Raw genomic sequence first — 15,814 nt, forward strand, 5'->3', positions numbered from 1 at the left:
CACCGGCGCAGTCTTGCATTAGAGGCTTGCAGCGTTCAATTGTCCCTTATGTACCTCGCCGGTCACCGTCCGCGACTCACGGCCGTTCTCGGCCCGACCAACACCGGAAAGACTCATCTCGCCATCGAACGCATGCTCGGCCATGCGAGCGGCATGATCGGCTTTCCGCTCCGGCTGCTCGCCCGTGAGAACTACGACCGGATCGTGGCAATCAAGGGACGCGCGCATGTCGCTTTGGTGACCGGGGAGGAAAAGATCATCCCGCCCGGCGCGCGCTGGTTCCTGTGCACGGTCGAGAGCATGCCGCTCGACCGGCCCGTCGCCTTCGTCGGCATCGACGAGATCCAGCTGTGCGGCGACCCCGAGCGCGGCCATGTCTTCACCGACCGGCTGCTGCACGCCCGCGGCCATGCGGAGACCATGGTGATGGGGTCGGAGACGATCCGCCCGCTGATCCGCAAGCTGGTGCCGGAGGCCGAGTTCGTGACCCGGCCGCGCTTCTCCGAACTGCGCTACACCGGCACGCGCAAGCTGACCCGGCTGCCGGCGCGCAGCGCCATCGTGGTGTTCTCGGCCAACGACGTCTACGAGATCGCCGAGCTGATGCGGCGCCAGCGCGGCGGCACCGCGGTGGTGCTGGGCGCGCTGAGCCCCCGCACCCGCAATGCCCAGGTCGGGATGTACCAGTCCGGCGAGGTCGACTACCTCGTCGCCACCGACGCCATCGGCATGGGGCTGAATCTCGACATCGACCATGTCGCCTTCGCCCGGCTGACCAAGTTCGACGGCCGCGCCCCGCGCCGGCTGCACGCCACCGAGATCGCCCAGATCGCCGGCCGCGCCGGGCGGCATATGACCGAGGGCAGCTTCGGCACCACCGACGAGGCCGGGCCGCTGGACGAGGAGCTGGTCGACCGGGTCGAGAACCACCAGTTCGACCCGCTGCAGGCGCTGATGTGGCGCAACGCCGAGCTCGACTACCGCAGCCCGCTGGGGCTGCTGCGCAGCCTGGAGCGCCGGCCGCCGCGGCCGGAGCTGCGGCGCGCCGCCGAGGCCGACGACCACCTGTCGCTCGGCATCCTGATGCGCGACGCCGAGCTGATCAAACGCGCCAGCAACCCGGCGGCGGTGCGCCTGCTGTGGGACATCTGCCAGATCCCGGACTTCCGCAAGGTGCTGTCCGACGCCCACACCCGGATCCAGGCCCAGATCTTCCGCCAGCTGACCGAGCCGGCCGGCCGGCTGGACCCCGACTGGGTGGCCCGTCAGGTCACCCGGCTGGACCGCACCGAGGGCGACATCGACACGCTGGTCACCCGCATCGCCCACATCCGCACCTGGACCTATGTCGCCCATCGCGGCAGCTGGATGGCGGATCCGGCGCATTGGCAGGAGCGCACGCGCGCGGTCGAGGACCGGCTGTCCGATGCCCTGCACGAGCGCCTGACCCAGCGCTTCGTCGACCGCCGCACCGCCCTGCTGGTGCGGTCGATGAAGGCGGGCGGCGAGCTGCTGGCTGCGGTCAACGCCGCCGGCGAGGTGCTGGTCGAGGGCGAGCATGTCGGCAGCATCGAGGGCTTCGCCTTCACCCCCGACGCCACCATCGAGGACGACGACCTCAAGGCGATCCGCAGCGCGGTGCGGCGGGCGCTGCGGGACGAGATCGCCGGCCGCATCGGCCGGCTGGAGGCGGCGCCGGGCGCCGATCTCGCCCTGGCCCCGGATGGCGTGCTGTCCTGGCTGGGCGTGCCGGTCGGCCGCATCGCCGCCGGGCCGTCGCCGCTGGCCCCCGCCGTCCGGGTGCGCGAGACCGACCTGCTGGACGGCGCCGGCCGCGACCGGGTGGCGGCCCGGCTGCAGCGCTTCCTGGCCGACCACATCGACCGCGAGCTGCGGCCGCTGCTGCGGCTGCGCGACGCCCCCCTGGCCGGCGCCGCCCGCGGCATCGCCTTCCAGCTGATCGAGGGCTTGGGCCTGCTGCCGCGGCGGGCGCTGGACGGGCTGATCGCCAGCCTGACCTCGGCCGACCGGCGGCAGCTGGGCGCCTTCGGCGTGCGCTTCGGGCCCGCCCATGTCTATCTCGCGCCGATGCTGAAGCCGCGGCCGACCGGCTTGCGCGTGCTGCTGGGCGCCGTCGCCGCGGGCTGGACGCTGCCGGTCGCCCTGCCCGACCCGTCCCGCATCTCGGTCCCGGCCCCCCCGGCCGACGACGATGGCAACGCCGCGGCGCTCGACCTCGCCGGCTTCGTCGCCTTCGGCCCGCGCCGGGTGCGGCTGGACCGGATCGAGACGCTGCGCGACGCCGCCGAATCGCGCCGGCGCCAGGGCGGGCTGACCGCCGACCCGACGCTGGCGCCGATCGTCGGCTGCACCGTCGCCGAAATCCCGGCTATCCTGCAGGCGGCCGGGTATCGGCCGACCCAGGATGGCGAGGGACGCGTGAGCTATGTTCCGGTGAGGTCGCGGCGACCGCAGGCCGCGCGCCCGGCTGCGGTGGCGGCCGACAATCCGTTCGCCAAGCTTGCCCTGCTGGCCCGCCGCGATGCCTGACCAGCCCGATCACGAGACCGAACGCCCCCGACTCGACAAATGGCTGTGGCAGGCGCGCTTCTTCAAGACGCGCAGCCTGGCGGCGCGGATCTGCGCCACCGGTGCCGTGCGCATCGACGGCACGCCCACCTTGAAGGCGCATGCGGCAATCCGCCCCGGCCAGGTGCTGACCTTCGTCCAGGGCCGCCACATCAGGGTGATCGAGGTCGTCGCATTGGCCGAACGCCGCGGCCCGGCGAGCGAAGCGCAGCGTCTGTACCGCGACCTGCAGCCGCCGACGCCGGAGGCCGCCCTGCCGGAAGCGGGCCCGCGCCCGACCAAGCGCGACCGCCGGTCCCTTCAAAGGCTGCAGGACAGCGACTAGATCTCCGCCATGCTGAACCAGATTCTCGATTGGGCGCGGGGCGACGCCCGCCCGCCGCGCGACGACGGCGCCCTGCGCCGGGCCGTGGCCGCGCTGCTGATGGAAGCCGCCCGCGTCGACGACATCACCGACCAGGCCGAGCGCGAGCGCATCCAGGCGCTGCTGGCCTGGCGCTTCCGGCTGGGCCCGTTCGAGGCCGCCCAGCTGGAGACCGAGGCCGAGCGGGCGAGCGACGGCGCGGTGTCCTGGCACGCCCTGACCCACACCATCCGCGAGCATTGCGACGAGCCGGCGCGCATCCGCATTGTGGAAATGCTGTGGGATGTGATTGTGGCCGATGGTAAGATCGACGATCTCGAAGCCAATCTGATGCGGCGAGTCGCGGCCCTCCTGTTCGTTTCGGACGCGGATAGCGGCGCCGCCCGCCGCCGTGTGCTTGCGCGTAATGGTGCCGAAACGGCCGCGGAAGAGGATCCGGAGTAAAGTATGACCTATGTCGTGGGTGAGGCTTGCATCAAGTGCAAGTACATGGATTGCGTCGAAGTCTGCCCCGTGGACTGCTTCTACGAGGGCGAGAACATGCTGGTCATCCATCCGGACGAGTGCATCGACTGCGGCGTGTGCGAGCCGGAATGCCCGGCCGAGGCGATCAAGCCGGACACCGAGGCCGACGCCGCCGAGAAATGGGGCGAGCTGAACCGGGAATACGCGACGCTGTGGCCGAACATCACCCGCAAGAAGGATGCCCCGGCCGACGCCGACGCCTGGAAGGACGTCGAGAACAAATTTGCCGAGCATTTCAGCGCGACTCCGGGCGAAGGCAATTGACGATTCGCCGAGTCCGCCGCCCTGCATTGCAAAAAAAGCGTCATGTATTGGCGGGACCGGCCTTCATATCGGAAGCGCAACGTATTATAGTACACGCCTATTCCCGGTGCTGACGATCACTTCCGACCCAGCCCCCTATGGTTCGGAATCGGTTTCTGTGTCCGACTTTTCGGCGTGGAATTCGAAAGTGGTCGTCGCGCGGTGAAGGCGCGCGGAGCGGTAGCCGCCCGTCGGCATACCGCCCACTGGGTCCGACCATAGAGGGTGACTCCATTGGCAGACATGGCTCAGGAACTTGAGTACGACGTCGGCGACTATGTGGTGTACCCGGCGCATGGCGTCGGCCGCATCGAGGCGCTGGAGACGCACAGCATCAGCGGCTTGACCGTGCAGCTGTATGCCATCAGCTTCGAGAAGGAGCGGATGACGCTCAAGGTTCCTGTCGGCAAGGCCAAGAAGTCGGGCCTGCGCAAGCTGTCGTCGAAGGACCGGATCAAGACCGCGCTGGAGACCCTGACCGGCCGCAGCCGCGTGCGCCGGACCATGTGGAGCCGCCGCGCCCAGGAATACGAAGCCAAGATCAACTCCGGCGACCCGGTGTCGATCGCCGAGGTGGTGCGCGACCTGCACCGCGCCACCGACCAGCCGGAGCAGTCCTACAGCGAGCGCCAGATCTACCAGGCGGCGCTGGAGCGGCTGGCCCGCGAACTGGCCGCGGTCGAGAAGATCGACGAGGTCAAGGCGACCCAGCGCCTGGAACAGGTGCTGAAGAAGGCGGCCTGACCGCCATCGCTTCCGACAAAGGCGGCCTTCGGGCCGCCTTTTTCATGCCCGGACGCCCTCTTCGTCACGAAACCGTGGATCACGACGCGGGGCTGGGACGTTGGGTGTGGGAATTGGGCTGGCCTCGCGGGAGCCAGTTGCTAGACTGCGGCAGGATATGATCGACCTCAACACCCCGGGCCTGACGTGACAGGCGATTCGGAGAAATTCGCCAGGCTCGGCCGCCCTCGGCGGGTCTGGGCCATCGGTGCCGTGCACGGCGCGGTCGACCGCCTGGTCGCGCTGCACGACCATGTGCTGGCCCATTTTGCCCCGGGCGACCGGCTGGTCTATCTCGGCAACCTGATCGGTCATTCCGACCGGGTGCACGCCCTGGTCGACGAGGTGCTGTCGGTCCGCCGCAGCCTGATCGCCCGGCCCGGCGTCCTGGCCGAGGACGTCGTCTTCCTGCGCGGGGCGCAGGAGGAGATGTGGCAGAAGATGCTGCAGCTGCAATTCGCGCCCAACCCGCAGGACGTGCTGCGCTGGATGCTGGCCCAGGGGGTCGAGCCGACGCTGCGCGCCTATGGCGGCCGCGCCGAGGAGGGCCTGGCCGCGGCGCGCGAGGGCGCGATCCGGCTGACCCGCTGGACCAATGCCTTGCGCGAATCGATCCGCAGCGCGCCGGGGCACAATGCCCTCTACGCCGCGCTGCGCCGGGCCGCCTTCACCGAGCGGGCTGGCACCGACGCCGCCGCCGAAGGCGGAGGTGGCGCCCTGTTCGTCAGCGCCGGGATCGACCCCAGCCGTCCCCTGGCGGCCCAGGGCGACGCCTTCTGGTGGTCCTCCGGCAGCTTCGCCGCCATCACCGCGCCGTTCGACGGCTTCCACCGCCTGGTCCGCGGCCACGACCCGGCCGGCGGCGGGCTTCAGCTCGAGGGCATGGCGGTGACCCTCGATTCCGGCTGCGGCCGCGGCGGCCGCCTGGCCGCCGGGCTGTTCGAACCCGATGGCTCGCTGATCGAGATCGTCGAAGTCTGACGACTCTCTCCGGCGTAACCATCCACCTCAATCCGACGAATCGTTGGGTGATCGACCCCGGCATGATCCGGCGATGGAACGACGCCGTATCCGGGGGTGTTCGTCTATCGAGGTCGCGGTCCGGATCCGCGGCGCCATTCGGCCGAAGAGGGGGCGTTCATGCCGCATCTCGACGATCCCGAGACCCAGCGCGCCAATCTGAAATACATCAAAGCCTCGATGGGCGAGCCGCTGCTCTCGCGCGAGACCGAGTTCGATCTGGCGCGGCGCTGGCGCGAGCAGCATGAGGAGCCGGCGCTGCACGCGCTGGTGCGGGCCTATACCCGCCTGGTCATCTCCACCGCCTCGCGCTTCCGCAACTACGGCCTGCCGGTCGGCGACCTGGTGCAGGAGGGCAATGTCGGGCTGATGCAGGCCGCCGCCCGGTTCGAGCACGACCGCGAGGTGCGGTTCTCGACCTACGCCGCCTGGTGGATCCGCTCGGCGATGCAGGACTATGTCCTGCGCAACTGGTCGATCGTGCGCACCGGCACCACCGCGGCGCAGAAATCCCTGTTCTTCAACCTGCGCCGGCTGCGCGCCAAGATCGAGAATGCCGGCGGGCAGAGCGGCCTGACCCAGGCCGGCCGCGCCTGGATCGCCACCGAGCTGCGGGTCGGCGTCGCCGAGGTCGAGGCCATGGAGATGCGGCTGGCGGCGGGCGACCAGTCGCTCAACGCCCCGATCTCCGACGAGGGCGAGGACGACTGGCAGGGCCTGCTGGCCGACACCCGCCCCTCGCCCGAGGAGGTGGTGATCGGCCTGCGCGACAACGTCACCCGCTCGCGCTGGCTGGCCGAGGCGATCGGCGCCCTGAGCCCGCGCGAGCAGACCATCATCCGCCAGCGCCGGCTGCGCGACAGCGGCGCGACGCTGGAGGAGCTGGGCCGCCAGCTCGGCGTCAGCAAGGAGCGGGTGCGCCAGCTCGAGCACCGGGCGATGCTGAAGCTGCGCGCCTCGATCGCCCAGCACGTCACCCGGCCCGAGGAGCTGTTCCTGGAGGAGTGAGAGCCGCGGCCAGCCGTCGCGGTCCCTGCGGACCCGGTCGTCCATTGCCCATCGCCATGCCGTCCGCCGCTCGGCGAGGCGGCGCTGCCGTCCTTCGCGCGCTGGTTGGCGAGTGAGGCGGCTTTGCCGCGTGTGAAGGATGACCTCCCCGTCACGCCTGCCGGCAGGCTGCAGCTCCACCGGCAGCGAGGCGCCTTCCCGGACCTGGGCTTCGGCATTCCCGTCGACTGAAGCGCGCAATGCTCGCGCAACCGAAGCGCGCGATCGTGCTGCGGCAAGGGCCGGTGCGCGCCCGCGCCCGGCCTGCCGGGAGCCGGCGGCGGCGCTTCGCCGCCCGCTCGCGCCGTCCAGGATCACTTCGAAAGGGAACAGTCATGACCAGGAGTTCCGGCTCACCCGGCGCCCTGCTGATCGCGCTCGCCATGGCGGCCGTCGTCCCGGTGCCGGTGCAAGCGGTGCCGTTGCCGGTCTTGCCGACCGCCGGCGGAGCGCCCGTATCGCCGGTCCGGGACCGTTACGACCCGTGCACGGATGGCCGCTTCAGCGACGGCCACCCGCACAGCTGCGCCGAATTGCACGACTGGCTGGACCGCCGTCGGGACCGCGAGGACCGGCGCGGCCGCTACGACCCCTGCACGGACGGCCGGGTCAGCGACGGCCGGGCGCGCAGCTGCGACGAGCTGCTGGACTGGCTGGACCGCCGACGTGACCGGGATGACGAGCGGCCCTGGCGCGGCTGGAGGTAGCCGCGCCGAAGTCCCGCCCGGTCAGCCGGACGACCGGGCGGCGGCGTCACCGGTCCGCGGCTGCCGGGGCGCCGCCCCGAGGATCGCGCGGACACCGGCCGCGGTGAAGGGCTGCGCCAGCTGCCGCAGGAAGCCCGATGCGATCCGCCCGCGGATGCCGATATCGACCGGCGGGCGCCGCGCCGGGTTGTGGTAGGTGCCCAGCAGCTGGTCCCACAGCATCAGGTTCTCGCCGTAGTTGCGGTTGCCCTCCTCCAGCACCTTCGAGTGGTGCCAGCGATGCAAGGCCGGCGTGCTGACCACGCGATCGAGAAGGCCGGTGCGGAGATCGATGTTGCAATGGGTCAGAAGACCGGTGAAGGCGGTCACGGCGCTGATCCACAGGAACACCGGCAGAGGCGCCCCCAGCAGGTACAACGGCGTCTGGCTGAGGGCGATCTTCAGCGACGAATCGACGAGGTGGAAGCGGCCGGTGTTGAGAACCCAGAGCCGGCGCACGCTGTGGTGCAGGGCATGGAACCGCCACAGCGCCAGCCGCTCATGCGCCAGCCGGTGCGCGGCGTAGAGCCCGACCTCGGCGAGGACAAGGCCAAGGATCACCTGGACGGCCAGCGGCCATTGGTCGGGCCAGGGCGATCCCGGGATGCGGATCGCCGGCTGCGCGACGGCGGCCGTGACCATGGCGACGCTGGAGATGATCGCGGCGCCGAGCTGGGCCAGCCCCTTGGTCAACAGGGTGTGGGCGAGATTGTCGACCGTCTCGCCATCGGGCTGCAGCCAGGCCTCCTCATGCGGCATCAGCCGTTCGAACAGGCCGATCGCCACGGCGACCGAGACATAGACGGCGTTGAACCACAACAGCGGATGGGCGCTGGCCAGCGCCAGGCCGGTGCCGACCAGCCCGCCGCCATACAGCAGCGGCCACAGGGTCCAGGCCAGCACCATCCGCGGCCGGCCGTGGCGGGAGAGGCGTGTCATCATCGTCTCCGTGATTGGGGGGAAGGCCGGCCTCGGACGGCCTTGCGCCGGCGGCGACAGAGCAGCAGCAGGACCAGCAGTTCCGCGGCGACCAGAATGCCGATCAGGGCCAGCCCCAGGCTGCCTGGATCCGCTCCCTCCCCGCACCGGGCAAAGCCGAGCCCCGGCAGCGGCGATTCCAGGCCAGGGTTGCCGAGGCGGATCGGCATCCCGGGCCTCAGACTTCGGCCGCAGGGGATCGGGACTGCCGGGTGATCCGATAGACCGCCGCCGGCGGGATGTTGCGCAGCGTAGCACCGATCCGGGCCGCGTCGAGGCCGAGCCCGTCCGGCAGGCGGCGCCGAACCGACGGCACGATCGAGGCGATGCGCAGCGACGGGGCGTGGGACGGCATGGCGATGGCTCCGGATCGAATCGGCGCGGGATGCGACCGGTCCGGTGTCTCACCCCGAGATTGCGGCAGCCTTGCGCCCTTCCCGCTGGCGGGTGGGATCGTCGCCATGCTGCCGCAATCTCGGGCTGCTATCCGCATGGGGCGACGGACGGGTGGGACGATGCGACTGCTGCTGGTCGAGGACGAACCGGAAATGGTCGCGGCGCTTCGCTCCGCCCTGAAGCGGCATGACATGGTGGTCGATCACGCCGCGACCCTGGCCGAGGCGGCGGAGGTGGCTGTCAACGATGTCTACGATGTCATCCTGCTCGACCGCCGCCTGCCCGACGGTGACGGCCTGTCCCTGATTCCCCAGCTGCGCGCCGGCGGGAACCGCGTCCCGGTGATCGTGCTGACCGCGCGCGGCGGCCTGGTCGACCGGGTCTCGGGCCTGGACACCGGGGCCGACGACTACCTCGCCAAGCCCTTCGCCTTCGAGGAGCTGCTGGCCCGGCTGCGCGCGGTGCTGCGTCGCCCGGCCGAGATGCGGTCCGACGTCATCCGGCTCGGCCGCCTGGCCTTCGACGCCGCCCATCGCGAGGCCAGCGTCGGCGGCACCCCGCTGGAGCTGCCGCGGCGCGAGTTGCTGGTGCTGGAGACGCTGGTGCGGCGCATGGGCCGGATGGTGCAGCGGCCGGCCCTGATGGAGGCGGTCTTCGGCCTCGATGACGAGATCCAGTCCAACGCGCTGGACACCCATGTCTCGCGGCTGCGGCGCAAGCTGGCGGAGACCGGGGCCGGCGTCACCATCAACGGCGTCCGCGGCGTCGGCTACCTGCTCCGGGAGGAGTCATGACCGCTCGGCCGCAACGGTCGCTCCGGCGGCGGCTCGTCGTCCGCTTGGTGGCGTTCCAGGCGGTCGTCCTGCTGGCGGTCACGCTGACCCTCAAGGCTTTCGGCTTCCTGGTCGACATGACCTCCACCGACGCGACCATCGAGAGGCTGCGCCCGGCGGTGGTCCGCGATGCCGCGGGCGGGCTGGCGCTGGACCAGACGCCGCAGCTCGACTCTCTGCGGGTCGATGCGCCCGATCTGTGGTTCGTCATCCGCGATCGCGAGGGCCATCGCCTGTCGGAAGGCTCGGTCCCGATGGAATTCGCGGCTCTGGGTGACGCCCTCGACCGCATCGGGCAGGCGCGTCTCGGCTGGAATATCGGGGATCCGCCTGGGCCCACAGGCCGGCTGCGCTGGGTCGACAGCCCGGCCGGCGAGGTCCAGATCCTCACCGGATCGGAAAGCCCGCTGCCGCTGTCGATGATCGGGCTTTCCGTCGCACTGCTGCTCCTGAACGCCATCCTGCCGATCATGGCGGTGATGGCCCTGGCCACGCTGGTGGCGACGCCGCTAGTCGTCCGCGGGGCGCTGGCCGGGCTGGACCGGGCGGCCGCGCAGGCGAAGCGGATCGACATCGACCAGCGCGGCGTGCGGCTGCCGGTCGACGACATGCCGACCGAGGTGGCACCGCTGGTCAAGGCCGTCAACGATGCGCTGGGGCGCCTCGACGAGGGTTATGAGCGGCACCGCCGCTTCCTGGCCGATGCGGCGCATGAGCTGCGCACCCCGATCGCCATCCTGAACATCCGGATCGCCTCGCTGCCGCCCGGCCGGGACAAGACCCGCCTGCTGGAGGATGCCGCCCGCCTGGCGGTGCTGACGGAACAGCTGCTCGACCTGCAGCGGCTCGACCGGCAGGGGCAGATGGCCCCGGTCGACCTCGTCGCGCTCGCCCGCCGGGTGGTGAGCGACATCGCCCCCCTGGCCTTCGCGGCGGGCTACCAGATGGCGTTCGAGGCCGGGGCTGCGGAGGCGGCGGACGCCCGGCCGGTCCTGGTGTCGGGCGACCGGACGTCGCTGGAACGGGCCCTGACCAACCTGGTGCAGAACGCCATCGACCATGGCGGCCGCCGCGGCCTGATCACGGTGCGCGTCGCGGCCCCGGGGATCGTCGAGGTCGCCGACGAGGGCGCGGGCATTCCGGCCGAACAGCACGAGCGGGTGTTCGAGCCCTTCTACCGGCTCCATCCCCAGGGACAGGGCGCCGGCCTCGGCCTGAACCTGGTGCGGGAGACCATGCGCCTGCATGGCGGTCGGATCGTGGTGTCGGACGGGGCGTCCGGCGGCGCCTGCCTGCGGATGATCTTTCCCGCTCCGGACGCGGCGCCATAGCCGGCGGTGCCGCTCGCCATCGGGCGTTGGCAGGACTCCCGGGGCCCGCCCCTGCGCGGCCAGAGCCCGGAAATCCTGCCTGGGCCGGTTCAGCCCGCCACGGCCGCCGCGGTCTCGACCGGCAGCCCGGCCTCGATCCAGTCCTGCTTGCCCTCGACGTAGTCGCGCACCCTGGTGTAGCCGAGCTGGGCCAGCCGGCGCGCCGCGATGCTGGAGTTCTGGCAGGGCGTGTTGGCGCAATAAACCACGATCTCCGCCGCCTTGTCCGGCAGCAGGCCGGCCGCCAGGGCGTCGACCTTGTCATGCGGCAGGCTGAGCGCCCCCGGCAGGTGCTGGTCGCGCCAATAGGCCTCGGGCAGCGCCTCGACCAGGGTCACGGCGTCGCCGCGGTCCAGCTTCGCCTTCAGCTCCGCCCGGCTGATCTTGTCGGTCATCGTGATCTCCATCTGCTCCGCCGCACCGGTTGCGGCGGTCGGATCGACGATAGGCTTTGCATCAACGCAACGGCTGTTGTGTATTGGCCAATCGCCATTGCGTGGATGCAATCCATGTCCAAGCTGTCCTGGGAGGAGCTGCGGTCGGTGCTGGCGATCGGCCGGGCCGGCCGCCTTGCCGTCGCGGCGCAGGCGCTGCGGCTGGACCATTCCACCCTGTTCCGCCGCCTCAAGGCGCTGGAGGCGCGGCTGGAGACCCGGCTGTTCGACCGCGCCGAGGGCGGCTACGCCCCGACCGAGGCCGGCGAGCGCCTGATCGCGGCGGCGCTGCGGATCGAGGCCGAGCTGCTGACGGTCGAGCGCGACCTGGCCGGCCATGACATCCGCCTGTCCGGCACGCTGCGGGTCACCGCGTCGGAGACCCTGGCCTATCGCCTGCTGACGCCCGAGCTGGCCCGCTTCCGCACCGCCCATCCCGGCATCACGGTCGAGCTGATCCTGGACAACCGGGCGCTGGACCTCGGGCGGCGCGAGGCCGACATCGCCCTGCGCGCGCTGCGCCCGGCCGAGCCCGAGCTGTTCGGCCGCAAGCTGGCGGACATCGCCTGGGCCGCCTATGGCCGCGCGGGCGACCCGGCGCCGGCGCGGATCGAGGATCTCGGCGCCCATCCGGTGATCGGCTGGGCCGAGGGCGCCGGCGCGGTCGGCACCGCCGCCTGGCTGGCCGCCGCGGTGCCGCCGGAGGCGATCGCCTATCGCAGCTCCAGCCTGGTCAACCAGCTGGTCGCCGCCAAGGCCGGGATCGGCCTCGCCATCCTGCCCTGCTACCTCGCCGACCCGGAGCCGGAACTGCGCCGCCTGTTCCCGCCGATCCCGGCGCTGCGCCGTGAGCTGTGGCTGATCACCCATGCCGACCTGCGCCGCACCGCCCGCATCCGCGCCTTCATGGAGCTGGTCGGCGACGGCCTGGCCGCCCAGCGCGCGGTGATCGCCGGGGACGTCGCCTGAGGGGTGTGGGGTGAAGCTTGGGGTCTCAAGGTCGAACCTTACCGAGTCCCCCCTCCCCTTGCGGGWGGGGGTWGGGGGWGGGGGTTTTCTCCGCCCGGGGCCGACCGCCCTCGGCACCACGCGGCAAGATCCTTGTCCATTCGCGCGCGGACGCGCGCAGACCCCTCCCCCTACCCCCTCCCGCAAGGGGAGGGGGGACAAGGAAGAGGCGCGCTGGGTCTACTCTGAAAAGGCCTCGCAAGCGGGGGAGGCGACGCGGTGGCTCCCTTTCCCCGCCCTCACTCGACGATCAGCTTCACCAGGCTGCCCGGCGCCGGCCGGTCGCCGTCGTTCAGCAGCCGGAACCGGTCCTCCGCCGCCTCGACCCGCATGCGGCCGACCAGCGACGCCACCGTGTCGCCCGGCCGCACCTTGGCGATGGCGAGGCGGCGGGGACGCACCTTGGCGGCCTCCGCCGCGCTGATCCGGCGGAAGCTGTCGACCGCCGCGCGGGCCGGCGCCTGGGCCGGGCTGCCGGCCCGGGTCAGCACGGTGAAGCGGTCGCGCCGTTCGGCCGAGGTCTCGATCATCACCAGCAGCACATCCCAGGCCCCCGACGCGCCGGCCACCGACGCACGGCCCCGGGCCGCCGGGAAGCCGCCAAGATCCAGCGCCTCGACATCGCGGACGCCGCCCACCGCCTTGCCCCAGACCCGTTCGAGATAAAGCCGGGCCGGCAGGGCCCCCGGCTGGCTGAGATGGTCGAACAGGATCACCGATTCGTCAGGCCCCACCCCCATCACCCGGCGGCGCTGCCGCATCAGCGCCACGCCCGGCGGCGCGTCCCAGCGGAACCGCGCCACCGGGTCGATCACGGCCTGGCCCCGGAACGGGATCTGGCCGGGGCTCTCGCCCCAGGGCAGCCCGTCGGTGGCGGCGAGCCACTCCGCCTCCCCGCTCTCGCCCTCCGGCAGCGCCGCCGCCTGGGCGCGGGCGGCCGCGACCCGGTCCGCCGTCTCCGGATGGTCGGCCCCGTTGGCGGCGGCCGAGGCCAGCTCCGGCCGTCCCACCAGAGCGGCGACGAGGCGGTGTTCCGCATCCAGCCTGGCCAGAAAGGCGGGCGCCGCACCGGGGTCGTAGCCGGCCGCGGCCATCGCCTCGATCCCGATCCGGTCGGCCTGCCGCTCCTGTGCCTGGTCGAAATCGGCCTCACCCGACGGCTCGGCGATGTCGGGACGGGTCTGCGCCCGCTGCGCCCGCAGCCTGGCGTGGTCGGCGACGACATGGCCGATCTCATGCGCCAGCACCGCCGCCACCTCCGCCTCGCTGCGCGCCAGCGCCAGCAGGCCGCGGGTGACCAGGATCCGGCCGTCGGGCAGCGCCACGGCGTTCACCCGGTCCGAATCGATCAGGTCGACCGCGACCCGCATGGTGCCGCCGGTCTCGGCATCGGCGACCCGCTGGCCGATGCGGGCGACGCGGTCGCGCAGCGCCGGCGCCTGGTAGGGGCCGCCGAACTCCTCCTGCACATCCTTGGCGCCCTCCGCCAGGACGGCGTCCGCCGCCGCCAGCCGCGGCGCCAGGGCCAGCAGCGCCGTGGACAGCAGGAACTCTCGGCGTGTCGACGCCATGTCAGTCCAACCTTTCGATCTGTTCCATCCGCCCGACCGCGATCCGCGGCCCGCCCGACCAGTCGAGCCAGCCGCGCACCCGGATGCGCCGGCCCTGCAGCGCCAGCAGCTGCGGCCCGGCGCCGAGCCGGCGGACGGCGTCGGGTTCCATCATCACGGTGAAATCCTGCCGCTGATCCGTGCCGAAATTGAGGTAGGCGCGGCCGCGCAGGATGGTCGCCTGCAGCACCGTCCCCTCGACCACCTGGAAGCGATCCAGCCCGGCGCGGTCCAGCGCCTCCGCCGGCCTCACGGTGAAATCGGGGTCGGCCCACAGGCCGCGGCCGGCCGCCCGGGCCTCGCCTTCGGTCACCAGCAGCGAGACCAGCGCCGCGGCGGGGTCGGCGCCGCCGGCATCGACCCGCGCCAGGCCGCGGCCCAGCAGATCCTCCTCGATCCACAGCCCGTCGGCGCGCTGCAGATGGCCCGGCACGCGGCCGTAGCGATCGGCCGGCGCCACCGGGGCCAGACGCACCGGCTGGCCGTCCACCAGCGCCGCCAGCACCGACCGGGCCGCGGCCTGCCAGCGCCCGAAGGGCACGTCGAGCCCGCTGAGGCGGACCACCGTGCCGTCGCTGAGCCGCAGCGTCCGGCCGTCGAGCACCGCGGCGACGGCCAGCGGCGGCCCGTAGTCGAGCCCGTCCGACGGACCGCCGGGTGCGTTGTCGGCCCGCGCGGCGGCGACGCCGCACAGCAGCAGGATGAGGGAGAGAAGCGCCCGGCGCATGCCGCGAGCATAGGCCAGGCTGCGGCGTCTTGCCTGCCCCCGTGCGATCGATTTTTGCAATGCGCCGCCGAGTCCGTAGAGTGGGAGGGGACCCCCAGCCGACAGCGAGACCATGCCGCGCGATCTGATCTTCCCGACCATCGAGCCCTTCGCCACCGGCCTGCTGCCGGTCGACGACCTGCACAGCATCTATTGGGAGCAGTGCGGCCGCCCCGACGGCGTTCCGGTGGTCTTCCTGCATGGCGGCCCCGGCGCCGGCGCCTCGCCCACCCATCGCCGCTTCTTCGACCCCGGCTTCTACCGCATCATCATCTTCGACCAGCGCGGCGCCGGCCGGTCGCGGCCGCTGGGCGAGACCCGGCAGAACACCACCGAGCACCTGGTCGGCGACATGGAGCAGCTGCGCCGCATGCTGGGGATCGAGCGCTGGCACGTCTTCGGCGGGTCCTGGGGGTCGACCCTGGCCCTGGCCTACGCCCAGGCGCATCCGCAGCGCTGCCGGTCGCTGACCCTGCGCGGCATCTTCCTGATGCGGCCGCAGGAGATCGACTGGTTCTTCAACGGCATGCGCACCTTCTTCCCCGAGGCGCATCGCAGCTTCGTCGAGTTCCTGCCCCCGGCGGAGCGCGCCGACCTGACCCGCAGCTATCACCGCCGGCTGACCGATCCCGACCCGGCGGTGCACCTGCCCGCGGCGCGGGCCTGGAGCATCTATGAGGGCTCTTGCTCCACCCTGCTGCCGAATCCGGAGATCGTGGCCTCGGCCGGCGAGGACGCGCATGCGCTGGGGCTGGCGCGGATCGAGGCGCACTACTTCCTGAACAACCTGTTCACCCCGCCCGACCGGCTGCTGCAGGACGTCGACCGGGTGCGGCACCTGCCGGCGACCATCGTCCAGGGCCGCTACGACACGGTGTGCCCGATCGCGACCGCCGACGAGCTGCACCGCGCCTGGCCCGAGGCGACCTATGTCGTGGTGCCGGATGCCGGCCATTCCGCGATGGAGCCGGGGATCCGCACCGCCCTGGTCGAGACCATGGAGCGGCTGAAGTCGGTGAGCTGACCCAGAAAGGGGGACCGG

18 protein-coding genes are annotated in these 15,814 nt (G+C 72.1%); 12 read left to right on the forward strand and 6 right to left on the reverse strand.

Going from position 1 to position 15,814, the window contains the following annotated elements; all coding sequences use genetic code 11:
- Nucleotides 1-48: 48 nt before the first annotated feature.
- The 8 genes from AB4112_RS28385 (at nucleotide 49) to AB4112_RS28420 (ending at nucleotide 7,338) form a co-directional block, all read left to right on the forward strand.
- On the forward strand, nucleotides 49-2,550 hold the full coding sequence (locus AB4112_RS28385) for a helicase-related protein (RefSeq protein WP_374710649.1): 2,502 nt from the start codon (nucleotides 49-51) through the stop codon (nucleotides 2,548-2,550).
- Nucleotides 2,543-2,914: an RNA-binding S4 domain-containing protein gene (locus AB4112_RS28390; RefSeq protein ID WP_309798932.1), complete on the forward strand. Its 372-nt coding sequence runs from the start codon at nucleotides 2,543-2,545 to the stop codon at nucleotides 2,912-2,914. The genes AB4112_RS28385 and AB4112_RS28390 overlap by 8 nt, the downstream gene beginning before the upstream one ends.
- A 9-nt stretch (nucleotides 2,915-2,923) precedes the next feature.
- Nucleotides 2,924-3,397, forward strand: a complete 474-nt coding sequence (locus tag AB4112_RS28395; protein ID WP_309798931.1) for a TerB family tellurite resistance protein — start codon at nucleotides 2,924-2,926, stop codon at nucleotides 3,395-3,397.
- Between the two features lie 3 nt (nucleotides 3,398-3,400).
- On the forward strand, nucleotides 3,401-3,742 hold the full coding sequence (fdxA, locus tag AB4112_RS28400) for a ferredoxin FdxA (RefSeq protein WP_309798928.1): 342 nt from the start codon (nucleotides 3,401-3,403) through the stop codon (nucleotides 3,740-3,742).
- A gap of 282 nt (nucleotides 3,743-4,024) precedes the next feature.
- A complete protein-coding gene (locus AB4112_RS28405; RefSeq protein ID WP_309798926.1) occupies nucleotides 4,025-4,525 on the forward strand; it encodes a CarD family transcriptional regulator in 501 nt (166 codons plus the stop codon).
- 186 nt (nucleotides 4,526-4,711) lie between these two features.
- Nucleotides 4,712-5,545, forward strand: coding sequence for a hypothetical protein (locus tag AB4112_RS28410; protein WP_309798924.1), 834 nt, complete (start codon nucleotides 4,712-4,714; stop codon nucleotides 5,543-5,545).
- A 159-nt stretch (nucleotides 5,546-5,704) separates the two neighbouring features.
- Nucleotides 5,705-6,592: an RNA polymerase factor sigma-32 gene (locus tag AB4112_RS28415; protein WP_441724430.1), complete on the forward strand. Its 888-nt coding sequence runs from the start codon at nucleotides 5,705-5,707 to the stop codon at nucleotides 6,590-6,592.
- Nucleotides 6,593-6,966: 374 nt separating this feature from the next.
- Complete coding sequence (locus tag AB4112_RS28420) at nucleotides 6,967-7,338, forward strand: hypothetical protein (protein ID WP_309798920.1); 372 nt, start codon at nucleotides 6,967-6,969, stop codon at nucleotides 7,336-7,338.
- Nucleotides 7,339-7,359: 21 nt separating this feature from the next.
- On the opposite strand, the gene AB4112_RS28425 is transcribed toward AB4112_RS28420, so the two are convergent.
- The 3 genes from AB4112_RS28425 to AB4112_RS28435 are packed head-to-tail and all read right to left on the reverse strand — an operon-like array spanning nucleotide 7,360 to nucleotide 8,710.
- Entirely contained in the window at nucleotides 7,360-8,316 is a 957-nt protein-coding gene (locus AB4112_RS28425) for a sterol desaturase family protein (RefSeq protein WP_309798918.1), read from the reverse strand.
- Nucleotides 8,316-8,525, reverse strand: coding sequence for a hypothetical protein (locus AB4112_RS28430; protein WP_309798916.1), 210 nt, complete (start codon nucleotides 8,523-8,525; stop codon nucleotides 8,316-8,318). The genes AB4112_RS28425 and AB4112_RS28430 overlap by 1 nt, the downstream gene beginning before the upstream one ends.
- Before the next feature lie 8 nt (nucleotides 8,526-8,533).
- Entirely contained in the window at nucleotides 8,534-8,710 is a 177-nt protein-coding gene (locus AB4112_RS28435; RefSeq protein ID WP_309798914.1) for a hypothetical protein, read from the reverse strand.
- Between the two features lie 160 nt (nucleotides 8,711-8,870).
- Here AB4112_RS28435 and AB4112_RS28440 point away from each other — a divergent pair, with 160 nt between their 5' ends.
- Both AB4112_RS28440 and AB4112_RS28445 read left to right on the forward strand, forming a co-directional pair.
- Complete coding sequence (locus AB4112_RS28440) at nucleotides 8,871-9,545, forward strand: response regulator transcription factor (RefSeq protein ID WP_309798912.1); 675 nt, start codon at nucleotides 8,871-8,873, stop codon at nucleotides 9,543-9,545.
- The gene (locus AB4112_RS28445) at nucleotides 9,542-10,915 is read left to right on the forward strand and encodes a sensor histidine kinase (protein ID WP_441724433.1); all 1,374 of its coding nucleotides are present in this window, start codon (nucleotides 9,542-9,544) and stop codon (nucleotides 10,913-10,915) included. Before AB4112_RS28440 ends, AB4112_RS28445 begins: the two co-directional genes overlap by 4 nt.
- A gap of 89 nt (nucleotides 10,916-11,004) precedes the next feature.
- Here the strand turns inward: AB4112_RS28445 and AB4112_RS28450 are convergent, their stop codons facing one another.
- Nucleotides 11,005-11,349 carry a rhodanese-like domain-containing protein gene (locus AB4112_RS28450; protein WP_309798908.1) on the reverse strand — a complete coding sequence of 115 codons (345 nt, stop codon included), beginning with the start codon at nucleotides 11,347-11,349 and terminating at the stop codon, nucleotides 11,005-11,007.
- Between the two features lie 114 nt (nucleotides 11,350-11,463).
- Between AB4112_RS28450 and AB4112_RS28455 the strand changes: the two genes are divergently transcribed.
- A complete protein-coding gene (locus AB4112_RS28455) occupies nucleotides 11,464-12,357 on the forward strand; it encodes a LysR family transcriptional regulator (RefSeq protein ID WP_441724436.1) in 894 nt (297 codons plus the stop codon).
- Between the two features lie 278 nt (nucleotides 12,358-12,635).
- Here the strand turns inward: AB4112_RS28455 and AB4112_RS28460 are convergent, their stop codons facing one another.
- Together AB4112_RS28460 and AB4112_RS28465 are read right to left on the reverse strand one after the other, a co-directional pair.
- Nucleotides 12,636-13,967, reverse strand: coding sequence for a M48 family metalloprotease (locus tag AB4112_RS28460; RefSeq protein WP_441724438.1), 1,332 nt, complete (start codon nucleotides 13,965-13,967; stop codon nucleotides 12,636-12,638).
- 1 nt (nucleotide 13,968) lies between these two features.
- The gene (locus AB4112_RS28465) at nucleotides 13,969-14,733 is read right to left on the reverse strand and encodes a thermonuclease family protein (protein ID WP_441724440.1); all 765 of its coding nucleotides are present in this window, start codon (nucleotides 14,731-14,733) and stop codon (nucleotides 13,969-13,971) included.
- Nucleotides 14,734-14,845: 112 nt separating this feature from the next.
- Here AB4112_RS28465 and pip point away from each other — a divergent pair, with 112 nt between their 5' ends.
- Complete coding sequence (gene pip, locus AB4112_RS28470) at nucleotides 14,846-15,796, forward strand: prolyl aminopeptidase (RefSeq protein WP_309798900.1); 951 nt, start codon at nucleotides 14,846-14,848, stop codon at nucleotides 15,794-15,796.
- Nucleotides 15,797-15,814 lie beyond the last annotated feature (18 nt).

It is taken from the genome of Inquilinus sp. 2KB_23, from assembly GCF_052115705.1.
In the GTDB taxonomy this organism is placed as follows: Bacteria; Pseudomonadota; Alphaproteobacteria; order DSM-16000; family Inquilinaceae; genus Inquilinus; species Inquilinus ginsengisoli_A.